The following is a 9,624-nucleotide window of genomic DNA, read 5'->3' on the forward strand; positions in this document are numbered from 1 at the left end:
TGAAATACTCATCCCAGGTGGGACGCGGCATAGAAAGCCCCTTTATGCTGAAATTCGCTCAGAATAGCTGATTCCCACAGTCCGGTCAATTCAGTTTTATCCTTCACTGTCCGCGCCTGTGCCAGTAACCCTCCCGACACGACAGCACTATTAGGACATTTTCATCCCGAAACACTTGCCCGGCCGGCGCAAAGAGTGTAGGAAGTATAGCCCGCCCGCGGGCGCCATCTGCAAAGGTGGGAGAAAAGACGTCCCTTTCCTGCGGCCGAAAGCGGAAGCACTAGCGAGGGCCGCCTCTACAGCAAGGTTGCGAAGTCCCCCTTTGAAAAAAGGGGATTTAGGGGGATTTGAAGCTGCTGCTAAAATGGGAGAGATCCCCCCCGCCCCCCTTTTTCAAAGGGGGGAGCAAGAGCGCTCCTTTGTTCAAAAGGGGGGAGCAAGAGCGCTCCTTTGTTCAAAAGGGGGAGCAAGAGAGCTCCTTTGTTCGAAGGGGAGAGCAAGAACGCTTCCTTCTTTAAAGGACGGAGCAGGAGTGATTCCTCTCAAAGGATAGATGGGAGAGTTTCCTTCGTTTGACGGGGGCAAGACGTCTTTCTCTGAATGTAAGAGAAAGTAGCTATAAAAGGAGAGAATCAGTGGCAATCACAGACAATCCGCAGATACTTGCGACCATAGTTGAGGAGAGCGGGCTGCCGCGTGCGGGAGTGCTGCAGACGGTGGCCCTGTTGAATGACGGCGGGACCGTTCCCTTCATCGCCCGCTATCGAAAGGAGCAGACGGGCGAACTGGACGAGGTGCAGATCCGCCAGATCGAGGACCTCCTCTCCTACCACCGCGAACTGGCCGAGCGAAAGCTTACCGTCCTCAAGAGCATAGAGGAACAGGGGAAGCTGACCGACGAGCTCCGGGTCCGCATCGTTAGCTGCCGGAAGAAGACCGAGCTCGAGGACCTCTACCTGCCGTACAAGCCGAAGCGGAGAACCAAGGCGACCATAGCCAAAGAGCGCGGACTGGAACCTCTGGCGGAGCTGATCGCGGCTCAGCAGGTGACGACCGGAGCTCCCGCCGAGGTCGCCGCCCCTTTCATCAATGAAGAGCTGGGCGTGGCCAACGCCGAGGCGGCCATCGAGGGCGCCGGCCATATCCTCGCCGAAAGGCTGAGCGAGGACGCCGACCTGCGCGGGTTGGTGCGCGACCTTACCCGTGAGGAGGGTATCTTCGCCTCCACCCTCCTCGGCGAAGGAATCGACACTGCAGGCAAGTACAAGATGTACTACGACTACCAGGAGCCGATGAAATCGATGCCATCCCACCGCATGCTGGCGATGCGGCGGGGCGAGAAGGAGTCGGTGCTGCGGCTGGTCCTGCAGGCCCCGGAGGATGAGATCCTGGAGCGGATGCGCCTCAGGCTGATCAAGGGACAAAGCATCTTCAGAGGCATCCTGGAGGGGGTGGCCACCGATGCCTATAACCGCCTGATCGCCCCTTCCATCGAGGTCGAACTGAGGCTGGAGGCCAAGACCCGGGCGGACGAGGCGGCGATCGCCGTCTTCGCGCAGAACCTCAGGAACCTCCTCCTCCTCCCGCCGGCAGGCGGCAGGCGCGTCCTGGGCGTCGACCCGGGGCTGCGAACAGGCTGCAAGGTGGCGGCACTCAGCGAGACCGGGCGCTTCCTCGAGCACACCACCATCTACCCCCACACGGGAGGGGCCAAGGCGGACGCGGCCGGTGGAGAACTGATCAAGCTGGTGGAGCGGCATGACTGCCGGCTGATCGCCATCGGAAACGGGACAGGCGGAAGGGAGACCGAGATCTTCGTGCGCGAGGCGCTCAGGAAGGCCGGGGTCAAGGCGGAGACGGTGATGGTCAACGAGGCCGGCGCCAGCATCTATTCAGCCTCCGAGATCGCCAGGGAGGAATTCCCCGAACTGGATCTCACCATCCGCGGTGCCATCTCCATCGGGCGCAGGCTGCAGGATCCTCTCGCGGAACTGGTGAAGATCGATCCGAAGAGCATAGGCGTGGGCCAGTACCAGCACGACGTGAACCAGTCCCTGCTCAAGAAGGCCCTCGACGCCGTGGTCGAGTCCTGCGTCAACTTCGTCGGTGTCGACCTGAACAGCGCCTCGTGGGCGCTCCTCTCCTACGTCGCCGGTATCTCGGAAAGCCAGGGGCGCGCCATCGTGCGGCACCGTGACGAGACCGGGGCCTTCGCCACCAGGCAGGCGCTGCTCAAGGTGCCACGCTTCGGCCCGAAGGCCTTCGAGCAGGCGGCGGGATTCCTGAGGATAAGGGGGGGCGAGAACCCTCTCGACAACACCGCCGTCCACCCGGAGAAATATGCGGTGGTCGAGAAGATGGCCGAGGACCTGGGCGTGACGGTGGCCCAACTGGTGGCTGATCCCGGACTGTCGGCAGGCATCAAGATCCAGCGTTATGTCACCGACGAGGTCGGGCTCCCGACCCTGAAGGACATACTCAACGAGCTGAAAAAGCCGGGGCGCGACCCGCGCGACGAATTCAAGAGCGCAAGCTTCCGCGACGACGTCTCGACCATCGAGGACCTGAAGGAGGGGATGATCCTGCAGGGGGTGGTGACCAACGTCGCAGCCTTCGGCGCCTTCGTCGATATCGGCGTCCACCAGGACGGGCTGGTGCACGTAAGCCAGCTCTCGCACCGTTTCCTGAAGGATCCGAACGAGGCGGTCAAGGTCGGGGAGATCGTCAAGGTGAAGGTGCTCTCGGCGGACCCGGAGCGCAAGAGGATCTCGCTGTCGATCAAGCAGGCCGAGCCGGAGAAGGCTCAAAAAACTGCGGTGAAAGAAAGGCCGAAGGAGCCGGTCTCTGAGAAATCTGGTTGGGAGAAGGCTGGATTCAGAGTGAGGAAGTGAGTCGGTGCAAATCCCCCCCTGCCCCCCCTTTATCAAGGGGGGGACGTTTCGCCGCTTTGAGTAGCATGGGACGTTTCGCCACTTTAGGTAGCAGGGGACGTTCGCCAGTAGCCTAGCAGGGTGACGTTTCGACGGCGGAGGACGCTGTTGTCAGTTTGGGGATCTGCCGTGTTGATGACTGAGGAATAAGGATTGATCAGCCTCTCCCTCCCCTTGACCGGGGAGGGAGAGGCTGGAGTAATCAGCAGGCGGTTCTGAGCAGCTTGCGCCCTGCCTTGAAAACGACTTCGATCTTCCCGGACTGGGCCGAGGAAATCACCCCCATCCCGAAAGTGGGGTGAGTGAGGAGGCTGTTGGTACGGAACTTCCCGTCCATGCTGTAGGGGATGGCGAGATCGGGATCGTGCGGCCTGATCATTTCCTCCCAGATCTCCTCGTCAGAGATGACCGGCGCTTTGGCGGCCTTGGCGCGCGGCGTCTTAGCCGCCTTTTCAACCTTCGCTCCCTTGGGAGCGGCAACCTTCGCTTCCTTGGCGGGACGATGATTGTGCTCGCTGCCGCAGGTGTTGCATTTCACCCTTACCACCTGCCCCGCCACCATTGCCACGACAGTGTGATTCAAAAGCGCCTTGCAGCGCGTGCATTGTGACTCGACCGTGTCTCCTGCGGATACTGCTCTTCTCTCCATTAGACCCCCTCGACCTGGTGCTGAAACAAAAAGGGTTTAACCGCTGCGGCTAAACCCCTGCTGATGCGTATTATCAAGCGGGTGCAACCGCTCCCGCATCTAGTTTTTTGTACCCGTCGATTCTGCTTTAATGATGTGGCGATGTGTTGTTGAAATATAAGGGATTTTTCCCGAAGATGCAAGGGAAAAAGCTGCCGCCCCGAGGCCGGAGTCCGCTTGCCAGCCGGTCGTGAAGGCCGGCAAGTCACCGTTAAATAGCGGTAAATCCGACTTCGCGCGGCTCGTTTAGCAGCATCCGGTAGAGGACACGTTCGGTCAGCAATCCGAAATAAGCGCCCGCGACGACATCGCCCAGGAAGTGGTAGTTGGTGGCGACCAGGGCCGTGCCCAGCAGAAGGGAGATGCAGGCGCAGAAGGTGCGGCTACTCGGGTAGAAACGGCAGAGGGCGGCTAAAAGTGTGACGACGACCAGCATGTGGCCGGAGGGAAATCCATCGAAACCGCCCCCCCCATGAAACCAGTGGAACCCGTACTGATCAGGACTACGGAGCCAGGTGCGGGTGTTGATCCGCCCGAAGCTGAACTTCAGCACGCTCTTCACGAGGTAGGAAACCGGCGCCGACCAGCTGACCAGCTTCGCGAATGAAGTCAGCACATCGTAGATGCCCTTTTTGCTCCGGACGACATAGAGCGAGACGGCAAGGAAGGTCGTCAACAGCACTACCACCAGGAGCAGGTCCGGCAGTTCCGAGGTCAACGAAGACCACTTGGCATTGCTGTAGAGATGCTCTTTTACGAAGAGTGCCACAGGCACATCCACAAACCTGACGCAAATGACGATAAGCGGCGTCAGCAATAAAGTGCCGGCAATCCACCAAGTCATGGCGCGATTATCGTTCAAGAAGCACCTCGTGGAAAGATGGGATTCGCATCGGCATAGGTATCATAGTTGGTTGCCAATGGAAAGTCTTAAAATGGGTTAAGAGTTGTTGCGGGGGCCGGGGAAGATGCCGCGGCAGGATGAGGCGGGGGGACGGTGCCAGCGAGGAGGCCGTCACCTTGAAAGACAAGAGGCGGCTTGTGAAGGCCGCCTCTCGTGGCATCGTTATGGAGATCAAGCTAAACGAGCTTGAATCCTGCCTCTTTCCAGGCCTCGACTCCCCCCCTGATGGCCTTCACATTCTTGTAGCCCTTCTCGATGTATTTCGCCGCCAAACTGGCGGACGTGGCTTCCTTCGGTCAGGCGCAGTAAAAGATGATCTCCTTGTCCTTGGGAATGGACGATTCCGCCTGGTGGAACTGCCGCAGGGACTGTGCGTTCTCGAGGTGCAACGAGTTGAACTTCTGGTCATCATCATAGGCGCAGACAAGGACGGCTTTCCCCGACTGCACCCTTTCCCGAGCCTCCCCGGGGCTTATACGCGGTGTGGTATCCATACCTTGACCTCCTCAAGCTGATGCCTTTGAATTGCCACCAGGATGCTCTTCGGGATGGCTGCATCAGGCAAAATCATAGATAAGATCGGTTCCTTGTCAAGGCAGGGCAAAACCATAACCCATTTGCCACGGAGACACGGAGAACTTCGGAGAAAATCAAACCAAACTGTTGTCTTGGGTACAAGGCTTCAGGCTCTCTCTGGAGTCTCGGTCCCTTAGTGTTGAAAGGTTTAGCCTTCTCAGATTTCCTCCGTGCCTCCGTGGCAGAAGGTTTTCCTACTTGCACCCCCCGCCGTCGCAGCTGCAGCCGTGGCAGTGGCCCTTCTTCTTCCAGACCGAGCGATAGAGAATATAAAAAGCTAAACTCAGCAGACCACCAGCAATCAGATAATCCGAAAATCCCATCTTACCCTCCCAATCCAAGCAGTGTTCCGACCTGGAAAACCAGGCACGACATTCCCCAAGCCAGCGCCGTCTGATAGGCGAAGGCTACCCCGAACCATTTCCAGGAGCCGAACTCCTGCCGCATGGCGATGGCGACGACCACGCAAGGCATGTACAGGAGCACGAACACCATGAAGGCGTAGGCCTTGAGCGGGTTGAAATCCTGGCGGATCGTCGCCTTCAGGGTGGAGCGGTCCTCCTTCTCCTCGGCCGACAGGGTGGAGATCCCGACGGTGGAAACGACGTTGCTGACAGACTCCTTCACCGCCTTCCCGAACGAGGTCCCTACTTCCTTTAAGTCCTCGGTGAAGGGAGGAATCTTCTTCTCTTCTTCCTTCTTCGGTGCGTAGATCTCACCCATGGTCCCTACCACGATCTCCTTGGCGATGACTCCGGTGATGAGGGAGGAGGCCGCCTGCCAGGTGCCGAAACCGAGCGGTGAGAGGAGCGGCGCCATCACCTGGCCAGCCTGGCCCAGGTAGGAGTCCTTCTTGTGCTGGACGCCCCAGGGGAGGTTCAGCAGGAACCAGACGATGATGGAGACCGCGAAGATATAGGTGCCTGCCTTGATCAGGAAGTGCTTCCCCTTCTCCCAGGTGTGCAGGCACAGGCTGCGGAAGGAGGGCATCCGGTAAGGCGGCAGCTCCATGATGAAGATCGGCGCCTCCCCGCGGAAGAGGGTCTTCTTGAAGATCATCCCCATGGTGATGGCCAGCACGATCCCCATCACGTAGAGCGACCAGATGACGGTCCCGGAGCTGGCCGGGAAGAAGACGCCGGCAAAGAGTACGTACACCGGAAGCCTTGCGCCGCAGGACATGAGCGGGATGAGCAGGGCGGTGAGCGCCTTGTCACGCGGATTCTCCAGCGTCCTGGTGGCGTAGATGCCGGGGACGTTGCAGCCGAAACCGAGCAGCATCGGGATGAAGGACTTGCCGTGCAGGCCGATGGAGTGCATGGCGCGGTCCATGACGAAGGCCGCACGGGCCATGTAGCCGCTTCCCTCCAGGAAGGTGATGAAGAACATCATCAGGAAGATGACCGGCACGAAGACCAGCACGAATCCGACGCCGGAGATGACTCCTTCGGTGGCCAGCGAGACGGTCCAGTCGGGGGCGCCGATGGCGCCGAGCACGATGGTGGCCCAGTGCTTGAAGGGGCCTCCGGCCATGTCGTTGATCCAGTCCCCGAAGGGCTTGGAGAGGTCGAAGGTCAGCTTGAATACCAGCCACATGGCGGCCAGGAAGATCGGGATGCCGAGGAAGCGGTTCAGCACCACCCGGTCGATCTTCTCGGTAAGCTCGGTCTTCTTCAATTCCGGCTTGCGGAGCACCTCGCGGGTCAGTCCCGAAGCCAGCCCGTAGCGGGCCTCGGCCATGATCGACTCGATGTCCTCGCCGTGTCCCCTCTTAAGGTGGTGGAGCGCCATCTCAATGCCGCTGGCATGGTCGAACCCGGTCTCCTCCAGGACGTGGCTGTCCTGCTCCAGGAGCTTCAGCAGCAGCCAGCGCCGCGGGTATTTCTCCAACAGATCGGCCCCGCCGTTTTTGAGGGCTTCGCCCATGGTGGTGACCGCCATCTCGATATCCACCCCGTAACTGAGCTCGCGCGGCGCCCGCTCTTCACCGTGCCTGGCCGTGTCGATCACCGCCTGCAGCAGCTCGTCGAGTCCGGTCTTCTTGATGGCCGAGGTCGGAACAGCCACCACCCCCAGCATCTGCTCGATCCCCTTCACGTCGATGGCGAAGCCCTTGGCCTCGGCCTCATCGAAGATGTTCAGGGCCAGCAGCACCGGGATGCCGAGCTCCAGGATCTGCACGGTGAGGTACAGGTTTCGCTCCAGGTTGGTGCTGTCGACCACGTTGACGATCAGGTCGGGGCGCTCGTGGACCAGGTAGTCCCGCGCGATGATCTCCTCCTGGGTGTAGGGGGAGAGAGAGTAGGTCCCGGGCAGGTCCACCAGCCGGATCTTGGTCCCCCGGTAGTCGAAGGAGGCTTCCTTCTTCTCTACCGTAACGCCCGCCCAGTTGCCGACATGGAGTCTGCTGCCGGCGATGGCGTTGATCAGGGTCGACTTCCCGCAGTTGGGATTGCCGGCAACAGCCACCGTGATGGTCCGCTTCTCCACCGGGTGAAGAATTCCCCGTTTCAGGAGCTCATCCCCTGCCTCTGCTACTTCGGTTCTACTGACCTCGGCCTTCACCCCACCACCTCCACGCCAATGGCCTCGGCCTCACTTTTGCGAAGCGACAGGCTGTAGCTCTTGATCCGCACCTCGATCGGGTCACCCATCGGCGCGACCTTCTCGACCTTCACCATCTCCCCCACCAGCACACCCATGTCAAGGAGCCTTCTCTTGAGCGGTCCCACCGACCCGATGGCGGTTATCTTTCCCTTTTGTCCAGGCTTGAGCCCTGCCAGATTCATCGCGCTGCCTCCTTGATAATTATCTTCATGGCCAGGCTGCGGTCGACGGCAATCCTCGATTCGCCCACCTTCAAAAGCACCGGCCCAGTTGCATTATTGAGCATCTCCACCGTACACCCCACCCTTAGCCCCAGGTCCTCAACGCGGCTGTCGCACCGTCCCTGTTCCCCTGTGCAGGTCGGAACCTTGGCGGCCCTGATGGCGATTATTTCCCCGGACTCCCCGGCGCTTAGCAGTGCTAATGGCATCATGGTGCTACACTCCTTTCTTCGGGGCCTTAAGCTTCGCCTTCTCAATGTTGAACTGGAGCATCGCGTATCCATAGTGGATGTCGTCGCTTCTCCCGGAGGCGCCTTCGAAGAAGGAACCGGTGAAGAGGTGGTCGTAACCCAGCAGCAGCGAGTAGTTGTCCAGGAAGCTGTAGGTCAGGGTGAAGTCGGTCTCCAGGCCGAGGTTCCTGCTGAGGCCGCTCTCGACCGCAGAGGCCCGGAAGTAGTGGCCGGTCGCGGAGAGGTTCAGCTGCTTGGTGAGGTCGATCCCCCAGCCGAGAGTGTAGATCTGCAGACCGCTCGCGTGGTGACCGGCCACGTCGACCCCGGAGAGGTCACCGAAGACGTTCATGTCGCCGACGATGGACGTGTCGTTATTGGGATTGCGGAACTGGTACTTCGAGGAGCCCCCCTCGGCTGCGCTCCGGCTTCCGGAACCGGCGGCGAACCCGCCCCAAGTCTTCTGGTGCAGCCCTGCCACATCGAACTCCGTTGTGATATCGGCGTGCCCCCCGAAGGCCCTGATGTCATCGTTGCTGCCGGTGTTGGCATTGAAGAACTCGCCGTTCTGAAAGACCGGCTCGACCTCGAGGGAGACGGCTCCGAACTTCGCCGTGCCGCGCAGACCGTAGCTCTTCAGCTCTTCCCCGGCATGGGTCTCCTTGGAACCGGTGTCGCGCAGGAAGTATGCCTCGACACCGTTGCCGTCGGAGATCGCCCAGGTGGCATAGGCGCCGGAGAGGTTGCCCTTCACGCCGTCTGCCTGAGGCCCGGCATAGTAGCCCCCCAGAAGGTCCACGGTAAACGAATCCATAGGCTGCACTCTGAGCCTTCCGCCGTCGAAGGTAAGTCCGTTGTAGAAGGAGTCGGGGCCAAGCAAGAAGTTGGAGCCGTAGCTGAACTCCTGCCGTCCGCCCTTGAGCGACAGGAGGCTGCTGTTGGGGAGCTTGGCCTCCAGATATGCCTGATAGAGGGAGAATTGGCTGTCATCGGAGCGGCCCCCTTTGAAACCGTATCCCTGCCCCTCTATGTGCAGGTCGAGGTAGTCGGTCGGGTGCCAGAAGGCGTAAGGCTTGATGCGGTAGAGAAAGCGCCCTTCTGAATGCTTCGGTGCGTAGCTGAAATCGGAAAGACGGAAGTTCCCGACACCTTCGCCCCTGAGGAAGCCGTTCACCCCGAATTTGTACTCCAGGGCAGTCTGCGCCTCCGGCGTCTCTACCGCGGGGGGACCCGGGACCGCCGCCAGCCCGGGGTCGACGTGATCCGCAGTACTTTCCTTACCCTCCACCGGCTCATGGGCCAGTGCGGACCCGACCACCAAAACCGACAACGACAATCCCGCCAACATCTGCTTGAACATCCACTCCTCCTGTCTAACTCTTAGCTGGACGACTTCCACTCTCTGTCTTTCGTCCGTGTTTCATTATAACTTTAACAGTAGCGACACTTTTCTCATCCAGCCTGCCCC

At 60.2% G+C, this 9,624-nt stretch carries 9 protein-coding genes; 1 reads left to right on the plus strand and 8 read right to left on the minus strand.

Annotated elements, in window-relative coordinates:
* The first annotated feature begins 635 nt into the window (after positions 1 to 635).
* Positions 636 to 2,891, plus strand: coding sequence for a Tex family protein (locus tag AC11W3_RS20635; RefSeq protein ID WP_484088290.1), 2,256 nt, complete (start codon positions 636 to 638; stop codon positions 2,889 to 2,891).
* A 241-nt stretch (positions 2,892 to 3,132) separates the two neighbouring features.
* On the opposite strand, the gene AC11W3_RS20640 is transcribed toward AC11W3_RS20635, so the two are convergent.
* From AC11W3_RS20640 to AC11W3_RS20675, 8 genes are all read right to left on the minus strand, one after another.
* On the minus strand, positions 3,133 to 3,579 hold the full coding sequence (locus AC11W3_RS20640; protein ID WP_484088291.1) for a hypothetical protein: 447 nt from the start codon (positions 3,577 to 3,579) through the stop codon (positions 3,133 to 3,135).
* Positions 3,580 to 3,829: 250 nt separating this feature from the next.
* Positions 3,830 to 4,480: a phosphatase PAP2 family protein gene (locus AC11W3_RS20645; RefSeq protein WP_484088292.1), complete on the minus strand. Its 651-nt coding sequence runs from the start codon at positions 4,478 to 4,480 to the stop codon at positions 3,830 to 3,832.
* A 338-nt stretch (positions 4,481 to 4,818) separates the two neighbouring features.
* On the minus strand, positions 4,819 to 5,016 hold the full coding sequence (locus tag AC11W3_RS20650) for a rhodanese-like domain-containing protein (protein ID WP_484088293.1): 198 nt from the start codon (positions 5,014 to 5,016) through the stop codon (positions 4,819 to 4,821).
* A 276-nt stretch (positions 5,017 to 5,292) separates the two neighbouring features.
* Positions 5,293 to 5,421, minus strand: coding sequence for a FeoB-associated Cys-rich membrane protein (locus AC11W3_RS20655; protein WP_484093683.1), 129 nt, complete (start codon positions 5,419 to 5,421; stop codon positions 5,293 to 5,295).
* Position 5,422: 1 nt separating this feature from the next.
* The gene (feoB, locus tag AC11W3_RS20660; RefSeq protein ID WP_484088295.1) at positions 5,423 to 7,663 is read right to left on the minus strand and encodes a ferrous iron transport protein B; all 2,241 of its coding nucleotides are present in this window, start codon (positions 7,661 to 7,663) and stop codon (positions 5,423 to 5,425) included.
* Positions 7,660 to 7,887: a FeoA family protein gene (locus tag AC11W3_RS20665; RefSeq protein ID WP_484088296.1), complete on the minus strand. Its 228-nt coding sequence runs from the start codon at positions 7,885 to 7,887 to the stop codon at positions 7,660 to 7,662. Before AC11W3_RS20665 ends, feoB begins: the two co-directional genes overlap by 4 nt.
* Positions 7,884 to 8,138, minus strand: coding sequence for a FeoA family protein (locus AC11W3_RS20670; protein ID WP_484088297.1), 255 nt, complete (start codon positions 8,136 to 8,138; stop codon positions 7,884 to 7,886). The genes AC11W3_RS20665 and AC11W3_RS20670 overlap by 4 nt, the downstream gene beginning before the upstream one ends.
* A gap of 4 nt (positions 8,139 to 8,142) precedes the next feature.
* Positions 8,143 to 9,516 carry an alginate export family protein gene (locus tag AC11W3_RS20675; RefSeq protein ID WP_484088298.1) on the minus strand — a complete coding sequence of 458 codons (1,374 nt, stop codon included), beginning with the start codon at positions 9,514 to 9,516 and terminating at the stop codon, positions 8,143 to 8,145.
* Between the last annotated feature and the right edge of the window lie 108 nt (positions 9,517 to 9,624).

Source organism: Geomonas sp. (assembly GCF_056994735.1).

Bases quoted from the DNA above. Each gene is read 5' to 3' on its own strand.
- AC11W3_RS20640 (WP_484088291.1), bottom strand. From the start codon at position 3,579: ATGGAGAGAAGAGCAGTATCCGCAGGAGACACGGTCGAGTCACAATGC.
- AC11W3_RS20650 (WP_484088293.1), bottom strand. From the start codon at position 5,016: ATGGATACCACACCGCGTATAAGCCCCGGGGAGGCTCGGGAAAGGGTG.
- AC11W3_RS20655 (WP_484093683.1), bottom strand. From the start codon at position 5,421: ATGGGATTTTCGGATTATCTGATTGCTGGTGGTCTGCTGAGTTTAGCT.
- AC11W3_RS20665 (WP_484088296.1), bottom strand. From the start codon at position 7,887: ATGAATCTGGCAGGGCTCAAGCCTGGACAAAAGGGAAAGATAACCGCC.
- AC11W3_RS20670 (WP_484088297.1), bottom strand. From the start codon at position 8,138: ATGATGCCATTAGCACTGCTAAGCGCCGGGGAGTCCGGGGAAATAATC.
- AC11W3_RS20675 (WP_484088298.1), bottom strand. From the start codon at position 9,516: ATGTTCAAGCAGATGTTGGCGGGATTGTCGTTGTCGGTTTTGGTGGTC.